Consider the following 24,343-nt stretch of genomic DNA (forward strand, 5'->3'; position numbering starts at 1 on the left):
TTGAGGCGCGTCGCGGAGAAACGAGTTCAGGCGGCGCGCTTTGAGATTTCGTCCTGATGCGTGTCGTTCTCCCAAGACTGCTGCGCAGTTTTGGGCGACGTGCATTGATTTTCCTATATTGGCTTCCGCAAGATGCGGCAATCATTTTGCCGCAAGCAGCAGGACCCGGCATGACGCTTGAATTCGACACACGCTTCGATCCTGCCTATGGCCAGGCGGTCACGGTCGCTGCGGACATCCAGCGCGTCACAGCCCGGAACGCGAGCCCGTTCACCTTCCACGGCACCAACAGCTACCTCGTCGGCCGCGACACGCTGGCAGTGATCGATCCAGGGCCGGACGACGATGTGCACCTCGAAACACTGCTCACGGCGATCGACGGCAGGCCGGTCTGCCATATCTTCGTCAGTCATACCCACCGCGATCATTCGCCGCTCGCGGCGCGGCTGAAAGAACGCACGGGCGCTCCCGTGCTCGCCGAGGGCCCGCATCGGCCGGCGCGGCGGCTGCGCATCGGCGAGATCAATCCGCTGGATGCCAGCGCCGATTTGGGCTTCGTGCCCGACATTGCGCTGGCTGACGGCAGCCTTACCCATGGCGACGGCTGGGCGATCCGCACCGTGCTCACGCCAGGACATACCGCCAACCACGCGGCCTTTGCGCTGGAGGGCACAGGCATCCTGTTTTCGGCCGACCATGTCATGGCCTGGGCCACATCCATCGTGGCGCCGCCCGACGGGGCGATGGCCGACTATATGAAATCGCTCGACCGGCTGATCGAGCGCGACGACCGCCTGCTGTTGCCCGGCCATGGCGGGCCGGTGACCGCGCCGCGCAGCTTCATGCGCGGGCTGAAGATGCATCGCAAGATGCGCGAGCAGGCGATCCTGGAACGCATCCTGAGCGGCGACCGAACCATCAAGGAGATGGTCGCCGCGATCTATCGCGGCACCGACCAGCGGCTGCACGGCGCAGCCGGCCTTTCGGTTCTCGCGCATCTCGAGGACCTGGTGGCCCGCGGTCTCGTCGCCAGCGAAGGCGACCCGGCGATCGACGGCATTTTCAGGCCTGCCGGTTGACTCACTCGGCCGGCGCCGCGCCGACCTGGCCGGCGACCTCCTGATCGAGCTCGGCGAGGAAATCGGTGATACGGGCGGCATTGTCGCCCAAGTCATGACGCCCGTAGCGCGAGGCCGAACGCATGTCGACGACGACCGAATCGCCGTCGTCGGCGACGCGGATGGCCACATCTGCCGGCAGACCGAGCACGAAGCCTCTCGCGACCGCGGTGATCGTCGCCTCGCTCTGGCTGTTGATGTCGGGATAGGGCGCGGTCAGCTGCCAGTCCCGCCGGTCGAGCACGGTCTCGACAGCATCGACCACGGTTTCGAAGGGCAGGTTGTAGCTGCGCCCGCTAACCAGCGGATATGCTTCCGCCTGCAGGCTCTGCTCGCCGGGCGTCGGCGGCGACAGCGCGTTCATGTCGCTTGTCCGGTCGCTGGTGTCGAGCGCCGGCGGGTCGTCGACGTCGGTCGAAATGTCGCGCAGCGGCGGATAGACGGTCGCCCAGTAGGCGGCGATGCCGAAAGGCGCAAGCACCAGCACTGCCAGCAGGGCGCCGACGCTGAGATCGCGGCCGCCGCGGTCGCCGAAATTCCACAGCCTCGACAGTGCAAGCCCGGCGAGCAGCAGCGCGAGCGCCGCAAGCAGCGCAACGAGCGCCAGCACCCACAGGAAAGGCGGGGTGTCGACAAGGTCGAGCCGGTAGCCGGCAACGACGGTCAGCAAAAGGACGAGCGAGAATGCCCCGATCCGCCGCGACCAGCCGGCCGCCCTCGACGTCTGCCGTTCAGGAATTGTAGCCATCGTCTGCCGCATTACCCCAGTCGGCATCGAGACTTAGAGCTTTTTGCGCCGGCCTTGAAGCCGAAAGATTTAACAATCCTCAATCCGTCGGCAGCCGATACTCCTTGAATTGCTGGCGCAAGGTGGTCTTCTGGATCTTGCCCGTCGCCGTGTGGGGAATCTCGCCGACGAAGGCGACGTCGTCGGGCATCCACCACTTGGCCACCTTGCCGCTCATGAAGGTCAGGATATCGCTCTTGCTCGGCTCCTTGCCCGGCTTGCGCACGACCACCAGCAGGGGGCGCTCGCCCCATTTGGAGTGCGGCACGCCGATGGCCGCCGCCTCCGCCACATCGGGATGGCCGACGGCCAGGTTCTCCAGATCGATGGTGGAGATCCACTCGCCGCCCGATTTGATGACATCCTTGGCGCGGTCGGTGATCTGCATATAGCCGCTGGCGTCGATATGGGCGACGTCGCCGGTGTCGAACCAGCCCTCGGCGTCGAACTGCTCGGCGCCGACGCCGCCGTAATAGGCGCGCGCGACCGCAGGGCCGCGAACTTTCAGACGCCCGAAGGTCTTGCCGTCCCAGGGCAGCGCGTTGTTCTCGTCGTCTGTCACCTTCATTTCAACGCCGAAGGGCGGGTGGCCCTGCTTGCCCTGGATATCGAGCCTGGCATCGCCGGTCAGCCCTTCATATTCCGGCTTCATGGTGCACAACGTGCCGAGTGGCGACATTTCGGTCATGCCCCAGGCATGCACCACCTGAACCTCGTATTTGTCCTGGAACTTGGCGGTGATGGCGCGCGGGCAGGAGGAACCGCCGATGACGACCTTATTGAGATAAGGCAGCTTCCTGCCGGTCTCCTCGAGATACTGCAGCAGCATCATCCATACCGTCGGCACAGCGGCGCTGAAAGTTACCTTTTCGATGTCGAGCAATTCGTAGATCGAGGCGCCGTCCATCTTGCAGCCTGGCATCACCAGCTTGGCCCCGATCATCGGCGCGGCCTGGCCGAGCCCCCAGGCATTGGCATGGAACATCGGCACCACGGGCAGGACGACGTCGCGCGTCGAAACGCCCATGGCATCGGGCATGGCGGCCATCATGGCGTGCAGCACGTTCGAGCGATGGCTGTAGACGACGCCCTTCGGATCGCCGGTCGTGCCCGACGTGTAGCACATGCCGGCAGCCGTGTTCTCGTCGAATGTCTTCCAGGCGAAGGCGCCGTCCGCCTCGGCAAGCCATTCCTCATAGGCGACAGCGTTCGGCAACGAGGTTTGCGGCATATGCGCCTGGTCGGTCAGCACGATCACCTGCCTGAGCGACCTGACCTGGCCGGCGATCTTTTCCAGCAGCGGCACGAAGGTCAGGTCGACGAAGATCGCCTTGTCCTCGGCGTCGTTCATGATCCAGGCGATCTGTTCGGGAAACAGGCGCGGATTGAGCGTGTGGTAGATCGCGCCGATCCCCATGATGCCGTACCAGGCCTCGATGTGGCGGGCGGTGTTCCAGGCAAGCGTTGCGATGCGGTCGCCGAGCCCGAAGCTGTCACGCTCCAGCCGCTGCGCTACTTTGAGCGCCCGATGACGGATGTCGGCAAAGGTGGTGCGCACGATCGGGCCTTCGATCGAGCGCGACACGACCTCGCGCCCGCCGTGCTGGCGTTCGGCGTGATCGATCAGCTTATGGCAGAGCAGCGGCCATTCCTGCATCAGTCCGAGCATCTCGGCTCCTCCCCTTTTTCGCGCTTTCGCGTCATTGTTTCACGCATTGTGGAATGATCCGGCGGATTGTCCAGCCACCATAAGTCCAAGGCGGTCGGATGGGCGGATGACCCGTGAAACCCGCCATAATCCGGCCATCGTCGCCGTTAAGATTCATTAATGGGCTGGGTGAGATTGGCGAATGGAGAGATTCGCATGGACGTGCAGCTCGATGAAAAAGCCCTCGAAAGCACGCTTGCCGAAAGTCTGGACGATCTGACGCCGGACTCCAAAACCGTTTCCGACGATGAATTTGCCGAAGTCGTCGGCGGCGCGCTGGAGGCCGTCGGCGGAACGCTGCTGTTCAAGATGTGCGTCGAGAATGACGGCGAAGGCCAGCATGTCGCTGCCGCAAGCGTCGGCGACGGCGGCAACCGCCAGTTCCTGCTGCTCACGCTGCCGACCGCCGGCGGCGCGCTGAAGGTCGAGACAGCGGCGAGAAGCAGCAATCCGGTCGCCGGCATCGCTGCCGCCTATGCCGGCCTCATGGACGCATTCCAGGCCGCCGCCTGACTGTCGGCGCCGGTTAGAACATTATTTCGCCTGCACGCGATTTTGCGTCATGGCGCTGCCTTGCGCGAGGCGTCGGGCCGACCCACCTTTGACGGACGAGAGCGGTTCCGAACGGAAAAACCGCCACGCACCTTCCTCAGACTGCTGAAGGAGACCCGTCTTGGACAAGCGCGCCAACCCCGCCCCCGGCTTTCAGCGCAATCCCGACAAGGTGATAACGATCGAGCCTTATCGCGGCGCCGTCACGGTCAGCGCCGGCGACGTCGTCATCGCCAGGTCAACCCGGGCCAGGCTCTTGTCGGAACCGCCCTACCCAGCGGTTTTTTACATCCCGTTCGACGATATCGACTTCAGCAAGCTCGCCAGGACCGAGCATTCGACGCATTGTCCCTACAAGGGCGACGCGAGCTATTGGAGCGTGCTGCCGGCCGGCGACAGCGGCAGGGACGCGATGTGGGCCTATGAGCAACCTTTCGACGAAATGGTCGACATCCGCGATCACGGCGCGTTCTATACGAGCAAGGTGACGGTCGAGACTAAGCCGGAGTGATAGACTGCGGCGGAAAGCATCGCGGATCTCCGAGGTCGCTGAGCCTCCCAACCGTCGTCATCAACCCCCCGCGGATCAATCCGTGGTGCCGTCGTTGCCGACGTCGTCGGCATCGTCCAGCCGAACGAAGGTCAGGCCCTTCTGCTTCAGGGCGAGCAGGCCCTGGACGACACCCTCGCCCGCGGCATGGGTCGGCTGGTTGATGTGAGCGATGATGACGTCGCCATCCTTGGCTGCGGCGATGCGCCGGGCGGTTTCCTTGGCGCCGAGCAGTGAGCCGCCGTCGCCATTGACGGAAAAGCCCGCGACCTTGAAGCCCAGCTTGCGGATCATGGCGATCGCCGACGGGCTGTATTCGGCGGTGGCGCCGCGAAACCATTTCGGCGGCGGGCCGCCGGCGCTCGCAAGCGCCGCGGCACCCGACTCGACCTCGGCCTGAACGGCATCTGGACTGCCGGCACTGCTGATGCCGTAGATCTCGCGGGGCGTGTCGACCGCCGGAATGTGGCGGCCACCGTGGTTTTCCAGTTCGAACAGATCAGGATGCGCGCGCATGATCCCGACAGCGGCGGCGTTGCGCTTCAGCCAGATGCCGGTGACGAAGATAGTCGCGGGAATTTTGTTTTCTACCAGGGCCGAAAGAATGCGCGTATCGGTCTTCCCGCCGCAGGCGTCCAGCGTGAGCGCGACACGGCCACCGCCGCCTTGCGGCGTCAGATGCAACGTCGGTTCGACCAGCGTCCCGGCATTGCCAGCCGAGACCACGACAAGCGATAGCGCGATCGCGCAAAGAGATTTTTGAAGCAAACCCGTCATTCCCATGCCCGGCCCGTCAAGCCGCTCAACCGCAAGATGGCGTCAACAAGACGCGCATCTAGGCGAAAATCGGAACGGTTCGCATCCGAAAAGCCACCGCGCGACAATTTGCATGGAGAGTAGCTGCAAAAGCTCAACACGCCTTTAGCAGACTTGAGCTAGACCGCCTGCTCAAGCGCCACGTCGGTACGCGCCAAAAGTTCGCGCACCGCCTCGACCACGGAATCCACTTCAAGGCGCCAGACACAGCATGCCTTGCTCGAATCGGTCCGACGGCACAGGTCCCCGCCGACGCAATCGCAGGGCATGGAGGGGCGCAACGAGATGCTGGGGACGCCGACCGGGCCCCATCGAACCGGATTGGTCCGGCCGAACAGACCGACGACCGGAGTGCCGGCTGCGGCCGCCATATGCATCGGGCCGCTCTCATTGCCGAGGAATAACCTGGCCTCCTTGAGCAGCGCCAGCAACGTTTCGAGCGAGAGCGTGCCGACCAGATTGACGACCGGCGTTTTCGCTGCCGCCATGATCTTGTCCGCCGCCTCGTGCTCATCAGGGCCGCCGATCAGCACAGCGTCCAGGCCAGTTTCGGACGATATCCGTTCGATCGCGGCCGCAAAGCGCTCCGGCTGCCAGCGACGCCCGATGAAGCTCGCCCCCGCATGCACCGCCACGAAGGCATTTGGCCGCAAATGATGCTTGCTCAGCAAGGCGAGCGCTTGCGTCGTTTCGAAGGGCAGCGGGCGGATAGCCGGTGCCCTGACGCGCAGGTCGACGCCGAGCACCTCGAGCGGCGACAAATAGCGGAAGAGATAATGCTTTTCGCCGAATCCGTACGGCTTCATCCTGACATTGGCAGGCTGACGCTCAAGCCAGCGCAGAGGTCGCTCCGTCGGATAGTGGCCGACACGAATCGGGGCACGGACCAATCCGGACACCAGCCGCGAAGTCTTCGAATCGGTGATGTCGATGACCATGTCGAAGCGGTGCCGCCGCAAGGTTCGCACAACCCGTACAAGCTCGCGCCCGCGCTGGAGCGGCGTGCCGCGCATGCCGGCACGGCTAAACGAAACGACCTCCGCTGCGATCCCATGCGCTGTTAGAAATCCAGCAAACCTGGCATCGCACAGGAACACGACCTTCACACCTGGATATTCGAGCTGAAGGTTCTTCGCCAAGGCAGAGGCAAGCACGATGTCGCCTATGAACTTGGTCTGCATGATCAGGATCGATCGGAAAGAGGTGGGGGAAATCTGCAACATCTGTTTCACGCCCCGAGTAATTCGGAACCAGAAACTGCCCAGGAACGATGTCGAGATTGAGAACCAGCGCGCGCACGTTCGCGTGAGTTTCCATACGAAATCGTAAGATGGAGCGCGCCGTTCAGGCGCGCTTTGCTCTTCCCTTCGCGGCCTCCACGGCCGCCTGGGCCGCAGCCAGCCGGGCAATCGGTACACGGTAAGGCGAGCATGACACATAGTCGAGGCCGACCTCTTCGCAGAAGCGGATCGAGGCCGGGTCGCCGCCATGCTCGCCGCAAATGCCGAGCTTGATGTCGGGTCGTGTTCCCTTGCCCTTTTCCGCCGCAATCCGCACCAGTTCGCCGACACCGTCGATGTCCAGCGAAACGAACGGATCCTGTTCGATGATACCTTTCTGCCGATAGGTTTCAAGGAAGGAGGCCGCATCGTCGCGCGAGATGCCGAAAGTCGTCTGGGTCAGATCGTTGGTGCCGAAGGAGAAGAACTCGGCCGCTTCGGCAATGACATGGGCGCGGATGGCTGCGCGCGGCAGCTCGATCATGGTGCCGGTAAGATAGTCGATCTTGGTGCCGGTCTCCTGCATGACGCTTTGCGCGACGGCATCGATGCGCGCCTTGACGTATTGCAGCTCCTTCACGAGGCCGACCAGCGGCACCATGATTTCGGGCACCACCAGCGCGCCGGCCTTGTGGCCGGCCTCGACCGCCGCCTCGAAAATGGCGCGTGCCTGCATCTCGGCGATCTCGGGATAAGAGACCGCCAGCCGGCAGCCGCGATGCCCGAGCATCGGATTGAACTCATGCAGCGCCTCGGTACGCTGCCTGAGCTTGTCCGCCGGCACATTCATGGCGGTCGCGACCTCGGCGAGCTCGGCGTCGGTCTTGGGCAGGAATTCGTGCAAGGGCGGGTCAAGCAGCCGGATCGTCACCGGCAAGCCCGCCATGATCTCGAACAGCTCTAGGAAATCCGAACGCTGCATCGGCAGAAGCTTGTCGAGCGCCGAGCGCCTGTCCTTCTCGGTGTCGGCCAGGATCATCTCGCGCATGGCGACGATGCGGTCGCCTTCGAAGAACATGTGCTCGGTGCGGCAAAGGCCAATGCCTTCGGCGCCGAAGGAGCGCGCCATGCGCGCGTCGAGCGGCGTCTCGGCATTTGTGCGCACCTTCATGCGGCGCGCGGCATCGGCCCATTCCATGATGGCGGCGAAGTCGCCGGACAGCTCCGGCTGCAGCATGGCGACGGCGCCCTTCAGCACCTGGCCGTTGCCGCCGTCGATGGTGATGATATCACCCTTGCGGAAGGTCTGGCCCATCGAGATCAGCGTGCCGGCCTTGTAGTCGACACGCAGCGAGCCGGCACCCGAGACGCAGGGCTTGCCCATGCCGCGCGCCACCACGGCGGCATGACTGGTCATGCCGCCGCGCGTGGTGAGGATGCCTTCGGCGGCATGCATGCCGTGGATGTCCTCCGGGCTGGTCTCGACGCGCACGAGAATGACCTTGCGGCCTTGCGCCTTGGCATCCTCGGCCTCACCGGAGGAGAAGACGATCTCGCCGGTGGCTGCGCCCGGCGAGGCCGGCAGGCCGACGCCGATCACGTCGCGCGCCGCCTTGGGATCGATGGTTGGATGCAGGAGCTGGTCGAGCGAGGCCGGGTCGATGCGGGCGACCGCCTCCTCTTTCGTGATCAGCCCGTCTTTGGCCATCTCGACGGCAATCCTGAGCGCCGCCTTGGCGGTGCGCTTGCCGGAGCGGGTCTGCAGCATCCACAATTTGCCGCGCTCGATGGTGAATTCGAGGTCCTGCATGTCGCGGTAATGCTTCTCCAGCCGGTCGGAAATATCGACGAAGGACTGGAAAGCTTCCGGCATCAGTTTCTGCAGCGAGGGCTTGTCAGAGCCCGCAGCGATGCGCGCGGCCTCGGTTATGTTCTGCGGCGTGCGGATGCCGGCCACCACGTCCTCGCCCTGCGCATTGACCAGGAATTCGCCATAGAGCTGCTTTTCGCCGGTCGAGGGATTGCGGGTGAAGGCAACGCCGGTGGCGGAGGTGTCGCCCATATTGCCGAACACCATGGCCTGGACGTTGACCGCCGTGCCCCAGCTTTCCGGGATGTCGTGCAGGCGACGGTAGGTGATGGCGCGGTTGTTCATCCAGCTCGAAAACACGGCGCCGATGGCGCCCCAGAGCTGCTCGCGCGGGTCCTGCGGGAACGGCTTGCCGAGCTCCTCCTCGACCTTGGCCTTGTAGAGCGCGATCACACCCTGCCATTCGATGGCCGTCAGTTCGGTGTCGAGCTCATGGCCGAGGCTCGCCTTCTGGTCCTCGAGAATTTCCTCGAAAACCTCGTGATCGAGGCCCATGACGACGTCGGAATACATCTGGATGAAGCGGCGGTAACTGTCATAGGCAAAGCGGGCATCGCCGGAATCGGCGGCAAGCGCCTCGACCGTCTCGTCGTTGAGGCCGAGATTGAGCACGGTATCCATCATGCCTGGCATCGAAGCGCGGGCGCCGGAGCGCACCGAGACCAGAAGCAGCTTCGACGGATCGCCGAAATTGCGGCCGGTGAGCCTGCCGATATGGTTGAGCGCCGCCAGGACATCCGCTTCAAGCGATGTCGGATAGGTGCGGCCGTTGGCGTAATAGGCATTGCAGACTTCAGTGGTGATGGTGAAGCCCGGCGGCACCGGCAGGCCGAGGCTGCACATCTCGGCAAGGTTGGCGCCCTTGCCGCCGAGCAGGTTGCGATCACCGGCTCGGCCTTCAGCGGCACCGTCGCCGAAGGTGTAAACCCACTTGGTCATGCATGCCCTCCAGGTCCTTTGGAAGATAGACAACACCCGGGCCAAGGCCCCGGTCCCCGCCCTTCCGATCCGAGCGATAAGATGCTGCATTGCGAAAGGCAAGCGCCGGCAAAGCAAGCGCCGCGACTACAATCGATTAAGCAAAAGCTGCGTCAAAAAGACTTGCCGGTGTGAGTTGCGCGAGATAGAACACAACAAGAACAAAGTGGAGTAGCGCGATGAAACTCGAGGGAAAACTCGACTATCTGGAACTTCCGGCCACCGGCGGCACGCTAGACAGCGTCAAATCCTTCTACAGCGCGGCGTTTTCCTGGTCTTTCACCGATTACGGGCCAACTTACTCCGCTTTTGCCGAGGGGCTCGACGGCGGCTTCCAGGCCGATGCGGGCGAAGCGCCCGCCAGACCGCTGCCCGTGCTCTATTCCGAAAACCTGGAGGAGACGCTGGAGGCCGTTGAGAATGCCGGAGGCAGCATCATCAAGCCGATCTTTTCCTTCCCAGGCGGCAGGCGGTTCCACTTCACCGACCCGGCCGGCAACGAGTTGGCCGTGTGGGGCGAATAGCCCGCAATTCCGGTCGCCGGATCGATCTCCCCTCCAGATTACGCCCGAACGCGGCGGCAATCCGCCGGCGCAGACATGCGGCAAGATTACTTTGGATGTCAGCGGTCCAAGCATTGAGCTTTCGACCGGCTCGTCCTATAAGGCCGCGCGCAGCGGGCACCGCCCGGCTGCTGGGGCGTCGCCAAGTGGTAAGGCATCGGTTTTTGGTACCGACATTCCCAGGTTCGAATCCTGGCGCCCCAGCCAACCATTTTTTATCTTTTATTCAATGATTTAGCTAAATCGATCAGGTCTTCGTCTAGGGCACTCGGCTAGGGCCTTGGATGCGTGGACCGGCAGCAAGAATCTGGCGTCCGGAACTGGACTTAAGAGAAGCGGCGCCGTTTAGGACCGCTTCGAATTCACGATAGCATGTGCGGTATGGTGCCAAGGGCCGTAGCCCCTGTTGGCCGCTTTTCGCGATCGAGAGCACGCGGAGCAATTGTTCACGGTAGCTCAGTCAGCCGGGCTGCGAGGAAAAAAGCGTGGCCGATTGACATACCGATTGGAATTCCAATACCTATAGTATTTAAACGCCCAGTGCTGAATACCGGCGGGAGGAGCCAATGGCCGAAAACACGACAGCTGATCCTTCCACGCCTGCCCAGCTTCGCCTCGCGGGCGGAGCGCAGGGGTTCAATTGGCTTCCGGTCTTCCTTGCAGACGAGTTGGGATTATTCGGCAAGCACGGCATTGCCATCGAATACAAGCGCTTCGGCAGCGTCGACAAGGCAACAGGAGCTGTCCTTGAGGGTGAGGCCGACCTTGCGATTACGCCGCCAGAAGGAGCAGTCGCGGACTTCGTGAACGGTGGAGAACTGCGCATTGTTGCGGCCAATGCAGTGCGGCTGCCGATGTCTCTCGTGGCGCGGCCAGAAATCGCCACCCTGGCGGACCTTCGAGGAAAGAGGATCGGCACGTCCTCGCTCACCGAGGGTACTGCGATTTACACGCAGATTGTGCTGGCTTCCCAAGGACTGCACTACCCCGCCGACTACGAATTCGTGCTTGCGGGTATTCATACCAAACGGTGGGAGGCGCTGCAGGCCGGGCAAGTCGACTGTGCTCCCCAGCCCGCGCCGTGGAACTTCCTAGCCGAGGACCAAGGCTACAAGCTGATCGGCGAGGTCAATGAGTTCATACCCGAGATCCTCTTCACCGCGGTCATCGGCCGATCATCGTGGCTGCAAGCCAATCGAGATGTGGTCATACGCTTCATCAACGCCCTGATTGAGGCCCATGCGATCACCAATGAACCGGCACGGCAGGACGTAACATTGCCGATCTTCCAACGCATCACCACACCGGAAAGCTCCACCCTGGCCAATCGTGGTCTAGGATACATGCGTGACATGGGCATGTGGCCGGACAAGCTGGCCGTGCCGGCAAACGCGTTGCGCACGACGATTGACCTGATGATCCGCGCGCATTTGCTCGATGAGGCCCTTCGGAGCCAAGCGCTGCACGCCTTCGATGCTTCTTACCTCGACGCGGCTTGCACCACTGTCGGCTGAACCCATCCTGCCGTGCACCAAAGCAATCCCGCAACTGACCCCTCACCTTCGCTTGCCCTTGGAGGTCGACGACCCTAAGTTGCTTGCTCAGATACGCTGGGTATCCCGATACGTTCATTGGATGATCAAAGATGGCGCGACTGACCCGTGAACAAAGCCAAGCCTTGACGCGCGAAAAGCTTTTGGCTTCGGCCAGCGAGATGGTGGCCCGAGACGGCTATTCCGGCGCATCGATCGAGCGGATCGCAGAGGAGGCCGGCTTCTCGAAGGGGGCCTTCTACTCCAATTTCACGAACAAGGAAGACATCTTCCTGCAACTGCTGGAGCGCAACGCCGGCGGAGATGTGGTCGAACTGACCGAAAGGCTTCGCAGCGTTGACGAGCCGAAGGATGTCATCGAATCCATTTGCGAATGGGCCAACCAACGCGCCAAGGACAAGCGCTGGGGAACGCTGGCCATCGACCTGCTGCGCATCGCGCGCCGCGACAACACGCTGGAGGATCGGCACCTGCGCCTGTTCAGGGACCAGTGGGAAGGGCTGGGCAGGCTGTTGTCGGAGAAGCTGTTTCCGTATGGGGATGCGGAACCCCGGCCACTCTATGTCGGCGGTATCGTCCTCGAACTCGTCTATGGCGGCATGTCGAGTTTTATGGACGACAGGGCGCCCGGCGAAATGGTGCGGGTCGCGCTGACGTCGATGCACGAGGCTCATCTTTTTAGGCATAAGAACGGAAAGGCCGTGCGCAAGCGGACTGCAGCGTCCTGACGCGAACCATGCCACGCCACGTTGGAAGGCCGACCGATTCTCCTTCGTGGACGTCGGGTGCCTATTCGTAGACAAGTCCCTTCAAGCGCAGCCGTTCGCGCATTGAGTTGACGTCCAGGCTGAGCTTGCCTGCAGCGTAGAGGCGACGTTTGTCTTCCTCGGCCGCCTCCCGCTCTCGTGCCGTTCTCGCAACCAACTCGGCATTGGCACGGGGCACCACGCAGACGCCATCATCATCGGCGACGATCACGTCGCCAGGGCAGATGCGGGCACCGGCGCAGATGATCGGAACCTGGCAATCGCACAGCGTCTCCTTTACCGTTCCCTGAGCGAAGATCGCCTTCGACCAGACCGGGAACTTCATCGCTCGCAAAGCAGCCACATCGCGCACGCCGGCATCGATCACGAAGCCTCGGATGCCGAGCGCCATCGCCGATTCAGCCAGAAGGTCGCCGAAAAATCCGTCTTCGCATGGAGAGATCGGAGTCACGACGAGCACATCGCCCGGCCGCGCCTGCTCCAATGCAACATGAATGGTCCAGTTGTCGCCCGGCGCCACCTCGCAGGTAAGCGCATTGCCGCCGATCCTGGCGCCGTCATAGATGGGACGCAGCCGCGAGGCCAGCAGCCCCTTGCGTCCCTGGGCCTCGTGAACGGTTGCCACCCCCAGCGCGCCCAGTGCGTCGCACACTTCGATCGGCGTACGTTCGGTGTTTGTCACGACTTTTGCCATTGATATCTCCAGAGATTCGTGCTGACCGGACCTCGCTAGCGACCCTGTCGCTTGAGCCTCTCGTCCAGCCGCGGGTAGACTTTGCGCGCATTGCCCTCGAACACCGCCGCGCGGTCGGCTTCGTCGAGGCCCAAAGCATCGATGTAACGGCGCGTGTCGTCGAAGTTGAAGCCGGTCAGCGGGTCAACCACCTTGACCGCGCCCAGCAGTTCCGAGCCGAAGAGGATGTGGTCCGGACCGATCACGCGAAACAGCGTGTCGATCCCCGCCTGGTGGTAGACGCAGGTGTCGAAATAGACGTTGCGCATCAGGTGCGTGGCGAGATCCGGCTTTTCCATCATGATTGCCAGCCCGCGATAGCGGCCCCAGTGATAGGGAACCGCGCCGCCGCCGTGGGGAATGATTAGCTTGAGGTCTGGGAAAGCGCGAAACAGGTCGCCCTGGATCAGCTGCATGAACACCGTGGTGTCGGCATTGATGTAGTGCGCACCGGTGGTGTGCAGGCAGGCCGAGCACGCGCCCGAGACATGGATCATGGCCGGCACCTGGAGCTCGACCATCCTCTCGAAGAGCGGATACCAGTAGCGGTCATAGATTGGCGGCGCGGACCAGAAGCCGCCGGACGGATCGGGGTTGAGATTGCAGCCGACGAAGCCGAGCTCGTCCACACAGCGCTCGAGTTCAGCCAGCACAGGAGCCAGGTCACCGCTCATCGACTGCGGCAGCTGGCAGACACCGGCAAAGTTCAGCGGGAACAGGTCCACGATGCGCGCAATGAGATCATTGGAGACACGGGACCATTCGGCATTCAGCGCAGCGCTGCCGACATGATGACCCATGCCCGAGGCCCGGGGCGACAAAATTGTCACGTCCGAGCCGCGCTCCCGCTGAAGACGAAGCTGGTTGTCTTCGACGGTCGCGCGAAGCGTCTCGTCGCTTGTGGCGGGATAGACCGGACCTGCGTCGCGCTGGCCCTCGGCAAACGCCACCTGGGCCTTGCGATAGGCATGATGCGCCGGGGGCTCGGTGGTGTAGTGACCGTGGCAGTCGATTATCATGGCATTCTCCAACCGCAGCTCAGGGCTCCAGCACATAGTTGGTGAAGCCACCGTCGCCCGAGGCTACGCCGTTGATCGCCTCATTGATCTGGCCCAGCGGATAGGTGCGGGCTTCCAGCACGGACAGGTCGACCGCGCCGGACCGGACCAGCTCCGCTATCTCGATGCCCTCCGCGGTGCTGAGCCAGGCCGAACCGGTGAGCACCATCGAATTGTCCATCCACCATTTGGTGTTGAACAGCATGTCGGCGCCCGTACCGCCGATGTTCACGATGGTGCCGCCGCGTTTGACGCCCATCATCGCGTCCCTCATGGCGTTGACGTCAGCCACCGCGCCAAGGCTGTCGAGCATGAAATCCGCGCCGGAGTGGTGCTTGGAGCGCACCCAGTCCGCGACCTTGCCGTCCAGGCTGGAAAAAATCTCGATCCGGTTCGGCGCGAGGCGCTTCAGCTTTTCCAGCAATGGCTTGCCGCGCGCGACCGCATAGATGGTGGAAATCCCCATGGCGAGCGCGAACATGGTGGCGCCGACACCCAGCGTGCCGGTCGCGCCGTTGATGATCAGCGACTTGCCCGCAAGGTTGCCCAGCTTCTTGAGCGCCGAATAGGACGTGCCGAGATAGCCCATGCGGGCAGCCTGCGGAAACGTCATATTGTCGGGTATCTTGACGATGGCGCTCTGGGGCGCGCGCATGAATTGAGCGAAGCCGCCGCCGGGATAGCGCTTGTAGATTTCGAGGCTGTTGCGATTGAACCCGAAATATCCGGCGAAGGTGAAGTAGTCGCACTTCATCTGGTTGCCGCTGGCGCAGGCGTGGCAGGCACCGCACGAACGCAACGGATTGACGTAGACACGGTCTCCGGGCTTCAAGGCAACGACCTGCTCGCCCACTTCGTGCACGATGCCGGCGGGGTCAAGGCCAAACGTCGCGGGCTTGGGAGGCAGCGGCTGGTGAGGATACCAGTTCTCCCAGTTGTTCAGCACGTTGGCGAGGTTCGGGACCATACCGCAGGCTTTGACCTCGACCACGACATCTGTTCCGCACGCTCGAGGCTTGGCGATCTCCTCGATCCGCATTGGTTCGTTTACCGCATGCAACCGTGCGGCGCGCATCATCACTGTCACGATGTTCCTCCTCAAATACCGCCAACCGGATCGAGTTGACATTCCGATTGGACTGTTGATACCGTATAGTATCTGAATTGGGTGACGCAAGACCCGATTTGCGGTGTCGGTACCAACCATCGCTGCTGCCCTCGGGCCTACGCTCGATTTCGCAGGGTGGCTGGCGGCCAAAACGGGGCCCGCTCACAACGGCTGCAGCCGTCACGCTGCTGGGAGGAAACGTACAATGCCGTTCGAGTTGCAGCCTCAGGACTGCCTGAGGATCCTATGTGGAGTCTGGTTCCTGCCGCATCTGATCGGGAAGGTCAGGAACTTCGATAAGGCGCCGGTTACATTTGAGAAGGCCGGTCTGAAGCCCGGCAAGGCATTCCTCGTCCTGACAATCGTCCTCGAGGTGCTTGCCGCGCTCGGCATGATTTTCAACGTCTATTCGAAAGCAGCAACCGGTTGCGCGATCGTCGTGCTGCTCGGAGCAGCCTACGCAGTGGTGAAGATCAACGGCGCCAAATGGCGCTGGCAGCAGATGGGAACGGAATTCCCGCTTTTTTGGGCGCTCGCTTGCCTCATCTCGGCACTGTGACTTTGAACATCTACCTGGGAGGTGTGATATGCAGGTTCGGCGCGTCGTCACTGGCAGGGACAACGCCGGTAAGTCAGTGGTCGTCAGTGACGGCCCCTCCCCTGGGGAAATGGTCCTGCGCCACACGCCGGGTTTCGTATCGTCGCCCCAGTGGAAAATCGAGGGGGCGCCAGAGCTGGGGAGCATCGACAACAAGGACCCCATGGAGACAACCGGCACCATGGTCATGCCGGCAGGCGGATCATCGTTCTGGATCATTACTTTCCCTCCCGACAGCGTCTACACGTCATCGGAATGGAATCCCGCGGTGGCCGGTCCCGAACTCATCAAGGCATCACCTGGCATTGCCGAGCGGATGGAGCCGGACAGCCCTGGCATGCACCAGACCCCGACCGTCGACTACGTGACGGTGGTGAAGGGGAGACTGATCCTGGAACTCGATGACGGCAGGACTGTCGAGCTAAATGCCGGCGACACCGTGGTCCAGCAGGGCACTCGTCACGCATGGCGCAATCCAGGCGACCAGCCGGCGACGATCTCCGTGATCATGCTCGGCGCCACTGTCTGACGCAGCGGTTACCATCCCAGAGAGACCACACCAGCCTCGGCTGGGCTTCGGACCGCTCAGATCGTTGCCGCCACGTCGGCGAGGATCTGGCGCGTCCACGCATGCAGGCCCGAATAGTGAGAACGCTCGGTCCAATACATGTCGATCTGGATCAGCACCTCGAGAGGAAATGGCTTCAACGTCAACTTGTCCGAAAGCCGGCGAGCCAGGCGATAGGGAATGGTCGCGACCAGCTCCGTGCCCCGGATCAATGCTTCGAGATTGTCGTGACTCGGCACGATCACGCTCGGCGTAATCCTGACGTCGATTGCCCGAAGCGCCGCGAAGTACAACGCCTCCCACTGGCCATTGTGGGTCACGGCGATATGCCGCGTCTGCCGGTAGCGATCCATCGTCAGTTCGCCGGCCGCAAGCGGATGGCTGGAATCCATGATGCAAGCGTAGCGGTCGGTGAAGAGTTTACGCCGGTAGTAGATATCGCCGAAAATCGCCACCGGGCCGAGCACGATATCGCAAATGTTTTCCTTGAGCTGCTGCTTGCCGTGCACGGCGGATTCAAAAATGTTGACCGCGATCTGGGGCGCCTGCTGCTGGACCTGGCGCACGAAGGCCGGCATCAGGAACATACGCTCGTGATGGTTACAGGAGATCGTCACGCTGCCCGTGGACGTAGCGGGATCAAAACCTTGCAGAGAGGACAACGCCTGCATGCGCTCGAGGACATCGCGCGCTTCCTGGGCGAGTTGACGGCATTTGTCGGTCGACAGGATCGAGTTGCCCTGCCGAACGAACATCGGGTCGTTGAAGGCCTTTCGAAGCCGCTTGATCGAATAGCTGATCGTCGACTGATTGACGCCGAGGCGCTCCGACGCCTCTGAAAAGGACCGGCAGTCGTTGACCATGACCAATGCCTGCAAGGCATTCAGGTCGATCTGGGCAAGCTCCTCCGACAGCATGACGCCTACTCTCTATGCAAAATTTCGATCACCTGTATCGAACCTATTGGGTTGTTAGATGTCCTGCAAGGGCTTAGCCGGAAAGGAGCTGCACAGGAGGATTGAAAATGGCTGCTAATCTCGAACAGAAGATCGCTGACGCTGGAAGCGCCCAAACCATGCTCTGGGAATCGCAGAGCCCGCCGATCGTCAGCACGCCGGTGACGCCGGAATTCACCAACTGGCGCGACGAACAGCTCGCTTGGCGCAGCAACGCCGTGCTCTATGACCAGTCGCACCATCTCGCCGACCTGAACATCCGCGGCAAGGATGCGCTGAAGCTCATCCGCGACACGGCGATCAACAGCGTTGAATACTTTCCCGTCAACGCCGCGAAGCAGTATGTAGCGGTCAACGACGAAGGCCAGCTCATCGGCGACAACATCCTGTTCCGCTATGAGGAAGACGAATTCCAGGCGGTGGGCATTCCGCCGACGATCAACTGGCTTCAGTATCATGCCGAGACCGGCGGTTACGACGTCCAGCTTGTGCGGGATAACCCGTCCTATGCCCGCAAGGGAAATCCGCTGTGCTACCGCTACGAGGTCCAGGGACCTGGCGCGTTCAACGTGATCCGGGAACTCATCGGCGGCGAGCCGCCGGATGTGAAGTTCTTCCACGGCACCCGCTTCACGATCGCCGGCAAGATGGTCCGCGCGCTTCGCCACGGCATGGCGGGCGAACCCGGCTTCGAGTTCGTCGGGCCCTGGGCCGATCATGAGGTCGTTCGGGCCGCTCTGCTCGAGGCGGGCAAAAAGCACAACATGATTCAGGTCGGCGGCCGGGCGTACCTGACCAACTCGCTCGAGTCCGGATGGCTTCCGCGCCCGTTGCCGGCATTCTACTCGGGCAAGAGCACGGCGGGCTTCCGCAAGTGGCTTGCCGCGGACGAGATCGATGCCAATGTGTCTCTCGGCGGAAGCTTCTTTTCCGAGAACATCGAGGACTATTACTTCTCGCCCTACGACGTGGGCTACGGAAAAATCGTCAAATTCGACCATGACTTCATCGGCCGCAAGGCCCTCGAGGCCCAGGTCGCCGACGGCCAGACCAGGGCCAACCGCAAGGTGACGCTGCAGTGGAACGGCGACGACGTCGCCAAGGCCTGGGCCTCGATGTACCAGCCAGGTGTCGGAGCGAAGTTCATCAACCTTCCGATCGCCCACTACGCGACCTATCACTACGACCGGGTCGAGGCGCCAAACGGAAACTTGGCCGGACGTTCGCTTCATACCGGATACTCGGCCAACTACCGTTCGATGATGTCGATCGCGGTCGTGGATGCGGCAGTGGCAGAGCCTGGCACCGAACTGGTGGTGGTGTGGGGCGAGCCCAAGCCATCCTCCAAGGTGCAGGTTGAAGACCACGTGCAGTTCAAGATCCGCGCCACCGTCCACCCGGCGCCGATCGACGCGCACGCGCGCACCAGCTATCGCAAGAACGCCTAAGCCGCACGCCTGAACAGAGGGCGGCCTGCCGGCCGCCCTCCCCTCACGGCAACCGCACCCGACGACAACAAACTGGCGGGACCTCCTGCCGGTGTCGCTTTGCGACGCGAGAAACTGCCTTGTCCTTCAGCTCGGCCGTCAACCCGGAGACCGGGTATGCAAAAGTCCTATCTGCTTACGCTCCAATGCAAGAACCGGCCGGGCATCGTCGCCGGCGTCGCGAGCCGTTTGGCCGCACATGGCGCCAACATTACCGCGGCCCAGCAATTCGACGACCCCGAGACGGATCGGTTCTTCATGAGGGTAGCGTTCGATTTGCCTTCGCCCCTCAATGATCTCGCCGGGCGTTTTTCCGAGGAGGTCAACCGCTTCGGCCTGCAATGGACATTGCGGCCCCAGAACCTGCCCCGCAAGGTTCTGCTGCTTGTCTCGAAATTCGACCACTGCCTGGTAGACCTGCTTTACCGCCAACGACTGGGCGAGTTGCCCATGCAGGTTGTCGCCATCGTCTCCAACCATCCGCGAGAAGGTCTCAACCTCGCCTCCGACGACGCCATTCCCTTCCACCACTTCCCGATCAGCCATGAGACCAAAGCCACCCAGGAGGCGAGGATCAAGCGCGTGATCGAAGATAGCGGCGCCGAGCTTATCGTGCTGGCCCGCTATATGCAGATCCTATCCGACGACTTCTCAGCCTATCTCTCCGCCCGCTGCATCAACATCCACCATTCTTTCCTGCCGGGTTTCAAGGGCGCCAAGCCCTATCACCAGGCGCATGAGCGCGGCGTGAAGATGATCGGAGCAACGGCGCACTACGTCACCGAAGACTTGGACGAGGGTCCGATCATCGCCCAGGACGTCGAACATGTGACCCATGCCGACACGCCCGAGGACCTCGTTCGCAAGGGTCGGGACATCGAACGCCGCGTGCTGGCCCGCGCGGTCGCCTTCCACCTTCAGGATCGGGTCTTGCTCAATGGACGCAAGACCGTCGTCTTCGCCTAACAACGGAGCCACGCGCATGGAAAAAGCTGCTATCCGCCCCTCCTCTATCGACGCCTCGATCGAGATGGCGCCAAGCCAGGTGATCGACTCCCCTGACTTGCCGGGCCTTTTCCCGTCGGGGGTCCGGGTCTACATCACCGATATCGGCCTGGCGGACACGCCTACCCTGGTCAAGGCAGCGCGTCGCGTCGCGGACCTAGGCTACACCGCGGTTCCCCATATGGCCGCTCGCCGACTGACCACGCGCCAAGCGCTGGAAACGCGGGTGAAGGCTTTGGCTGAGGAAGCGGGTGTCCGCGACTTGCTCATCATCGGCGGCGACGTGGCTACCCCAGCCGGTTCATTTTCCTCCTCTTTCGAGGTGCTCGAGACTGGTTTCGTTGACAAGTACGGCATCGCCGAGGTCGGTGTAGCCGGCCATCCGGAAGGCAGTCGCGACTTTGGCGACGAGGCGGCGATTGCAGCGCTCCAGATGAAGAGCGCCTGGGCCGAGCGGACCGGGGCAAAGATGCGTGTCGTCACCCAATTTGGCTTCGACGCGGACAAGTTCATCGCCTGGGCGGACGGCCTGGCGCTTTCCGGGGTGGACCTGCCGATCCATCTTGGCGTGGCCGGTCCCGCCAAGATCACGACCTTGCTAAAATACGCCGCCTTGTGCGGCGTCGGCAATTCGCTGAATTTCTTGAAAAAGCGCAGCGCCTCGCTTGCCGCCCTTGCCACCAGTCACTCGCCGGAGAGCTTCGTCGGCCCGATCGAGCACCATCTGCGGGCAAAGCCGGATTCGGCAATCGCGCAGCTGCATGTCTTTCCGTTTGGCGGCATCAAGAATACGGCCAGGTGGCTCTACGAGCGTGGCTCGTGGCAAGACCTCGAAGCCGACGATCGCTCGTCGATCGCTTAAGCGCGTAGCTGCCTCCCGAGAGCCGAGCCAGACCATCGCGCGCCGATCGTCGGCGCGCCATGGTCTCTCGTTGCCGCGACATGGGCGAATGTTGCGGCACGATTGCTACGCGCAGCCTCTCAGTCAGCTCCGCCGGACATCCGCGAGGACGTCCGGCGCGCTCAGGACAGCGCGAAGCCGCCGTCAGCTGCGGCCGCGCCCCTCCGTTTCGATGCGCAGCGTGACCTCGTCCCCGATCAGGGGAAGATTGGCCGTCATACCGAAGTCGCTGCGCTTCAACTTGGCAGTCGCGCTGAAGCCGGCCTCAAGACTGCCGTCCCACGGGTTCTTGCCTTGGCCGTTGAAGGTCACGTCGAGCGTCACCGGCTTGGTCACACCGGCGATGGTGAGATCGCCCGTGATGGTGCCCTGCTTGTCGCTCGACTTGGTGAATTTGGTGCCGACGAAGGTGATGTCCGGAAACTCGGTGGCATTGAACCAGTCGGCGCCCTGGATGTCGCTATCGCGCTGGGCATTGTTGGTGGAGATGCTGGACACCTTGACCTTGGCCTGCAGCTTGCTGGCCTCAGGCGCGTCCTTGTCGAAGGTGAATTCCCCGGAGAACTCTTTTGCAACGCCGATGACGTTGGAGAAGCCGAGATGATTGATGAAGAACACGATGCCGGAATGAACCGGATCGATGTCGAACGTGATCGGCTGTGCGGTTGCCGGCCCGATTGGCGCCGATGCGAGTGCAGCTAGCAAAGCTAGTTTCAGTCTGTAGTTCATTCCATCCTCCTTTGTTGATGCACGAAAAGCGAATTCACAGCGGAAGGCTGAACCCCTTCCGTGCCAGCATCACTGCGACTGCCGCGACGGCCGGCACCAGGCAGAACCCTGCGAAGACGAACGTGGCGAGTGCAGGGCTTTTCTGATCGAGACGATCGAGGATCACGCGGCAGGCCGAAGGGACCAGGAAAAGCAGCAGGAGCACCGCAAGGGCGAGAAGGTCGATCTTGCGGGTGATCAGCGCGACGGTCTGCGCCACAGCCATCATGCCCGCCGCTCCGCCGAGCAAGGATGCCCATCCGAAGCGGTAATTCGGCCGGGACAGGTGCCAAACCACGATGCCGGCGATGCCAAAGGCGACGCCAAGCGACAACTGCAGGCTGGATGATGACGCTCCCATGAAGGCAACGGGAGCAAAGCCTGCGCTGGCAACCGCGAGCATGATCGCAGGGCGCAGATCTGATCCCTCATCGGGATCGCCAGCTTCCCGATGAAGCGCATATAGCGCTGCCGCTCCGGCCAGAGCGGCGACGACCGGGTCGAGAGGCTGCGCCCGGGCAATCGTATCGCCGATGTAAGCTGCTGAGGCGACCGGCAGTGCCGCCAACAGCAACTGTCCGAGCCTGCGGCTGCCTGTCCATTCCGCCGCCACGCCCAGGATCGATCCAACCGCCGCCAGGTAGAACACCTTGTTGACGGCGCCGACCGGAGGGAAGGAGGGAAGGCGATTGTAGGTCAACCAGTAGGACAGGAAGAAGCCGAGCGGGATCAAGAAATCGTACCAACGGCGATCGACGCGCCCCCATCGCATCAGGCCGCTCAAGGCGAACAACAAAAGGCCGCAAATGGCGACCGCCAGCATAACGGCCTCCTGCGGCGATCGGGCAACGCCAATCACGTCGCATTACCGTTGTTGGCTATAGGATAGCGGGCACACGCTCGCGGCACCTTGCGGCAGGATGAAGTCACACCGTCCTCCCCGGTCTGAGTTCTCCATGACCGGCCCCTTCCGGATACCGATCAGATTTCAAATACCAAAGCGTATCTCACTAACCTTGTCAATCCGCCTGGGCAGCTGGCCGGAACCCGCCTCGCCTTAGTGCAGATGCAACGGCTAAGCCGGTTGACATACGACTTAGACTTCAAATACTATATGGTATCTAAAGTGGGACAGACGCGGAAGCGCCGGTTCCGCTGACACGCCTGGGAGGAGTGCGTGGCTGTGCAGGAACATATCAACGCCTATCTGCCGGTGCTCGCGGCGGATGGCGTATCGGTCAGCTTCGGAGGCGTGCAGGCGCTCGACAATGTCTCGCTCGACGTCGGCGATGGCGAGATTTGCGGCTTGATCGGCCCGAATGGCGCGGGCAAGACCACCTTCCTGAATGCCATCACCTGCCTGACCCGCCTTCAACGCGGCACCATCGAACTGTCAGGCCGGACAATCTCCAATTCGGCGGTGCGCGACATTATCGGCCTCGGGATCGCTCGGACGTTCCAAAATGTCGGCGTGTACGGCTCGCTGAGCGTCCTGGAGAACGTCATGCTCGGCGCACACCACAAGATGGGTGGAAAAGTCGCGCGTGCCCTTCTCAATCCCTTCGGTGCGTGGGCCGAGGAGAAGACGGTCCGCCGCCAGGCTGAATCAATTCTGGATGAGTTGGGAATGGCCGCATTATCGAGCGTGCGCGCCGACTCCCTGCCCTATCCCTTGCAAAAGCGGATGGAGATCGCACGCGCCCTGGCGGCCGAGCCCAAGCTCTTGTTGCTGGATGAGCCGGCCGGCGGACTGACCCATGGCGAGGTCACCGAATTCGGCACCCTCGTCAATACGATCCGGCATAGCCGCAGGCTCTCGATCCTCCTGATCGAGCATCACATGGGTTTGGTCATGAGCCTGTGCGACCGGATCCATGTGTTCCACCTCGGTCGAAATCTGGCGTCAGGACGCCCCGAAGAAATCAGGACCAATGAAGCCGTCATCGGCGCCTACCTCGGGAGGAGCACGTGAGACTGCTTGACGTCCGCAATCTCTCGGCCTCCTACGGCAAGGTACGGGCGCTTTTTGACTGCTCGCTCGCAATCGCGCAGAACGAATTCGTTGTCCTGCTCGGCGCCAATGGCGCGGGAAAAACCACTTTGCTGCGCGCGCTTTCGGGCACGATCCGCTCGGCCGGCGAGATCGCCTATATGGGAAGCGACTTGCAAAAGATGGCGCCGGAACGGCGTCTGCAACGCGGCTTAGCGCAGATTCCCCAGGGCAGAGGCACTTTCACGGAATTCACCGTCGACGAGAATCTGACGCTGGGCGCCACAATCGTCTCCGATGCCCGCCAGGTCCGACAGGACAAGGAGCGGTGGTACGATCGCTTTCCGCGATTGCGCGAACGCCGCTCCCAACTGGCCGGCAATCTGAGCGGAGGCGAGCAGCAGATGCTCGCGGTTGCGCGAGCGCTCATGTCGCGGCCAAAACTGTTGCTATGCGACGAGCCGTCATTGGGTCTCGCGCCCGTCATCACGCGCGAAATATTCGCGATCTTCAAGGAACTCCGCGACATCGATGGATTGACGCTCCTGGTCGTGGAGCAGAACGCGGACCTGTCGCTCAAGTTCGCCGACCGCGCCTATGTCATCGAGGCCGGGCATATCGTGGCCGGCGGCTCAGCCGGCGCGATACTTGCAAATGAGCATATCCAGAAATCTTACCTTGGGGACTAA

At 62.5% G+C, this 24,343-nt stretch carries 24 protein-coding genes and 1 tRNA gene; 14 read left to right on the forward strand and 11 right to left on the reverse strand.

Annotated elements, in window-relative coordinates:
- Positions 1 to 170 precede the first annotated feature (170 nt).
- On the forward strand, positions 171 to 1,079 hold the full coding sequence (locus EOA32_RS02355) for an MBL fold metallo-hydrolase (RefSeq protein ID WP_128370737.1): 909 nt from the start codon (positions 171 to 173) through the stop codon (positions 1,077 to 1,079).
- A gap of 1 nt (position 1,080) precedes the next feature.
- On the opposite strand, the gene EOA32_RS02360 is transcribed toward EOA32_RS02355, so the two are convergent.
- Positions 1,081 to 1,866: a DUF1499 domain-containing protein gene (locus EOA32_RS02360; RefSeq protein ID WP_095781961.1), complete on the reverse strand. Its 786-nt coding sequence runs from the start codon at positions 1,864 to 1,866 to the stop codon at positions 1,081 to 1,083.
- Between the two features lie 79 nt (positions 1,867 to 1,945).
- On the reverse strand, positions 1,946 to 3,574 hold the full coding sequence (locus tag EOA32_RS02365; protein ID WP_095830404.1) for a fatty-acid--CoA ligase: 1,629 nt from the start codon (positions 3,572 to 3,574) through the stop codon (positions 1,946 to 1,948).
- Positions 3,575 to 3,769: 195 nt separating this feature from the next.
- Between EOA32_RS02365 and EOA32_RS02370 the strand changes: the two genes are divergently transcribed.
- Both EOA32_RS02370 and EOA32_RS02375 read left to right on the forward strand, forming a co-directional pair.
- On the forward strand, positions 3,770 to 4,126 hold the full coding sequence (locus EOA32_RS02370; RefSeq protein WP_066997860.1) for a hypothetical protein: 357 nt from the start codon (positions 3,770 to 3,772) through the stop codon (positions 4,124 to 4,126).
- A 160-nt stretch (positions 4,127 to 4,286) separates the two neighbouring features.
- Entirely contained in the window at positions 4,287 to 4,676 is a 390-nt protein-coding gene (locus EOA32_RS02375; RefSeq protein WP_095830405.1) for a DUF427 domain-containing protein, read from the forward strand.
- Positions 4,677 to 4,751: 75 nt separating this feature from the next.
- On the opposite strand, the gene EOA32_RS02380 is transcribed toward EOA32_RS02375, so the two are convergent.
- The 3 genes from EOA32_RS02380 to ppdK form a co-directional block, all read right to left on the reverse strand.
- Positions 4,752 to 5,498: a polysaccharide deacetylase family protein gene (locus tag EOA32_RS02380; protein WP_189406831.1), complete on the reverse strand. Its 747-nt coding sequence runs from the start codon at positions 5,496 to 5,498 to the stop codon at positions 4,752 to 4,754.
- Between the two features lie 152 nt (positions 5,499 to 5,650).
- Positions 5,651 to 6,754 carry a glycosyltransferase family 9 protein gene (locus EOA32_RS02385; RefSeq protein WP_066997866.1) on the reverse strand — a complete coding sequence of 368 codons (1,104 nt, stop codon included), beginning with the start codon at positions 6,752 to 6,754 and terminating at the stop codon, positions 5,651 to 5,653.
- A 121-nt stretch (positions 6,755 to 6,875) separates the two neighbouring features.
- Positions 6,876 to 9,560, reverse strand: coding sequence for a pyruvate, phosphate dikinase (gene ppdK, locus EOA32_RS02390; protein WP_095830407.1), 2,685 nt, complete (start codon positions 9,558 to 9,560; stop codon positions 6,876 to 6,878).
- Positions 9,561 to 9,778: 218 nt separating this feature from the next.
- Between ppdK and EOA32_RS02395 the strand changes: the two genes are divergently transcribed.
- The 4 genes from EOA32_RS02395 (at position 9,779) to EOA32_RS02410 (ending at position 12,443) form a co-directional block, all read left to right on the forward strand.
- Positions 9,779 to 10,123: a VOC family protein gene (locus tag EOA32_RS02395; protein ID WP_066997872.1), complete on the forward strand. Its 345-nt coding sequence runs from the start codon at positions 9,779 to 9,781 to the stop codon at positions 10,121 to 10,123.
- Between the two features lie 171 nt (positions 10,124 to 10,294).
- A tRNA-Gln gene (locus EOA32_RS02400) sits at positions 10,295 to 10,369 on the forward strand.
- A 359-nt stretch (positions 10,370 to 10,728) separates the two neighbouring features.
- Positions 10,729 to 11,676 carry an ABC transporter substrate-binding protein gene (locus tag EOA32_RS02405; RefSeq protein WP_128370739.1) on the forward strand — a complete coding sequence of 316 codons (948 nt, stop codon included), beginning with the start codon at positions 10,729 to 10,731 and terminating at the stop codon, positions 11,674 to 11,676.
- Positions 11,677 to 11,807: 131 nt separating this feature from the next.
- Entirely contained in the window at positions 11,808 to 12,443 is a 636-nt protein-coding gene (locus tag EOA32_RS02410) for a TetR/AcrR family transcriptional regulator (RefSeq protein ID WP_066997878.1), read from the forward strand.
- 61 nt (positions 12,444 to 12,504) lie between these two features.
- Here the strand turns inward: EOA32_RS02410 and EOA32_RS02415 are convergent, their stop codons facing one another.
- From EOA32_RS02415 to EOA32_RS02425, 3 genes are read right to left on the reverse strand one after another with little or no spacing between them, the layout of a single operon-like run.
- Complete coding sequence (locus EOA32_RS02415; RefSeq protein WP_128370740.1) at positions 12,505 to 13,176, reverse strand: 4-carboxy-4-hydroxy-2-oxoadipate aldolase/oxaloacetate decarboxylase; 672 nt, start codon at positions 13,174 to 13,176, stop codon at positions 12,505 to 12,507.
- 35 nt (positions 13,177 to 13,211) lie between these two features.
- On the reverse strand, positions 13,212 to 14,234 hold the full coding sequence (locus tag EOA32_RS02420) for an amidohydrolase family protein (RefSeq protein WP_128370741.1): 1,023 nt from the start codon (positions 14,232 to 14,234) through the stop codon (positions 13,212 to 13,214).
- Between the two features lie 19 nt (positions 14,235 to 14,253).
- Complete coding sequence (locus tag EOA32_RS02425; RefSeq protein ID WP_245499126.1) at positions 14,254 to 15,351, reverse strand: alcohol dehydrogenase catalytic domain-containing protein; 1,098 nt, start codon at positions 15,349 to 15,351, stop codon at positions 14,254 to 14,256.
- Positions 15,352 to 15,586: 235 nt separating this feature from the next.
- On the opposite strand from EOA32_RS02425, the gene EOA32_RS02430 reads away from it, so the two are divergent.
- Both EOA32_RS02430 and EOA32_RS02435 read left to right on the forward strand, forming a co-directional pair.
- Complete coding sequence (locus EOA32_RS02430; RefSeq protein ID WP_128370743.1) at positions 15,587 to 15,940, forward strand: DoxX family membrane protein; 354 nt, start codon at positions 15,587 to 15,589, stop codon at positions 15,938 to 15,940.
- Between the two features lie 28 nt (positions 15,941 to 15,968).
- The gene (locus EOA32_RS02435; protein ID WP_128370744.1) at positions 15,969 to 16,508 is read left to right on the forward strand and encodes a cupin domain-containing protein; all 540 of its coding nucleotides are present in this window, start codon (positions 15,969 to 15,971) and stop codon (positions 16,506 to 16,508) included.
- Between the two features lie 56 nt (positions 16,509 to 16,564).
- On the opposite strand, the gene EOA32_RS02440 is transcribed toward EOA32_RS02435, so the two are convergent.
- A complete protein-coding gene (locus tag EOA32_RS02440; protein WP_128370745.1) occupies positions 16,565 to 17,464 on the reverse strand; it encodes a LysR family transcriptional regulator in 900 nt (299 codons plus the stop codon).
- A 107-nt stretch (positions 17,465 to 17,571) separates the two neighbouring features.
- Between EOA32_RS02440 and EOA32_RS02445 the strand changes: the two genes are divergently transcribed.
- The 3 genes from EOA32_RS02445 to EOA32_RS02455 all read left to right on the forward strand — a co-directional run bounded on the left by EOA32_RS02445 (position 17,572) and on the right by EOA32_RS02455 (position 20,857).
- Positions 17,572 to 18,951 (forward strand): aminomethyltransferase family protein, encoded by a 1,380-nt coding sequence (locus EOA32_RS02445; protein WP_128370746.1) that lies wholly within the window; start codon positions 17,572 to 17,574, stop codon positions 18,949 to 18,951.
- Positions 18,952 to 19,107: 156 nt separating this feature from the next.
- On the forward strand, positions 19,108 to 19,956 hold the full coding sequence (purU, locus tag EOA32_RS02450; protein ID WP_128370747.1) for a formyltetrahydrofolate deformylase: 849 nt from the start codon (positions 19,108 to 19,110) through the stop codon (positions 19,954 to 19,956).
- A 16-nt stretch (positions 19,957 to 19,972) separates the two neighbouring features.
- Positions 19,973 to 20,857, forward strand: a complete 885-nt coding sequence (locus EOA32_RS02455) for a methylenetetrahydrofolate reductase (protein ID WP_128370748.1) — start codon at positions 19,973 to 19,975, stop codon at positions 20,855 to 20,857.
- 183 nt (positions 20,858 to 21,040) lie between these two features.
- On the opposite strand, the gene EOA32_RS02460 is transcribed toward EOA32_RS02455, so the two are convergent.
- On the reverse strand, positions 21,041 to 21,625 hold the full coding sequence (locus EOA32_RS02460) for a YceI family protein (protein ID WP_095827120.1): 585 nt from the start codon (positions 21,623 to 21,625) through the stop codon (positions 21,041 to 21,043).
- Positions 21,626 to 21,659: 34 nt separating this feature from the next.
- Complete coding sequence (locus tag EOA32_RS02465) at positions 21,660 to 22,487, reverse strand: hypothetical protein (RefSeq protein WP_128370749.1); 828 nt, start codon at positions 22,485 to 22,487, stop codon at positions 21,660 to 21,662.
- Between the two features lie 354 nt (positions 22,488 to 22,841).
- Here EOA32_RS02465 and EOA32_RS02470 point away from each other — a divergent pair, with 354 nt between their 5' ends.
- Entirely contained in the window at positions 22,842 to 23,636 is a 795-nt protein-coding gene (locus tag EOA32_RS02470; protein WP_245499123.1) for an ABC transporter ATP-binding protein, read from the forward strand.
- Positions 23,633 to 24,343 carry an ABC transporter ATP-binding protein gene (locus tag EOA32_RS02475; protein ID WP_128370750.1) on the forward strand — a complete coding sequence of 237 codons (711 nt, stop codon included), beginning with the start codon at positions 23,633 to 23,635 and terminating at the stop codon, positions 24,341 to 24,343. Before EOA32_RS02470 ends, EOA32_RS02475 begins: the two co-directional genes overlap by 4 nt.

This window comes from Mesorhizobium sp. M1A.F.Ca.ET.072.01.1.1 (genome assembly GCF_004023325.1).
Classification (GTDB): Bacteria; Pseudomonadota; Alphaproteobacteria; order Rhizobiales; family Rhizobiaceae; genus Mesorhizobium.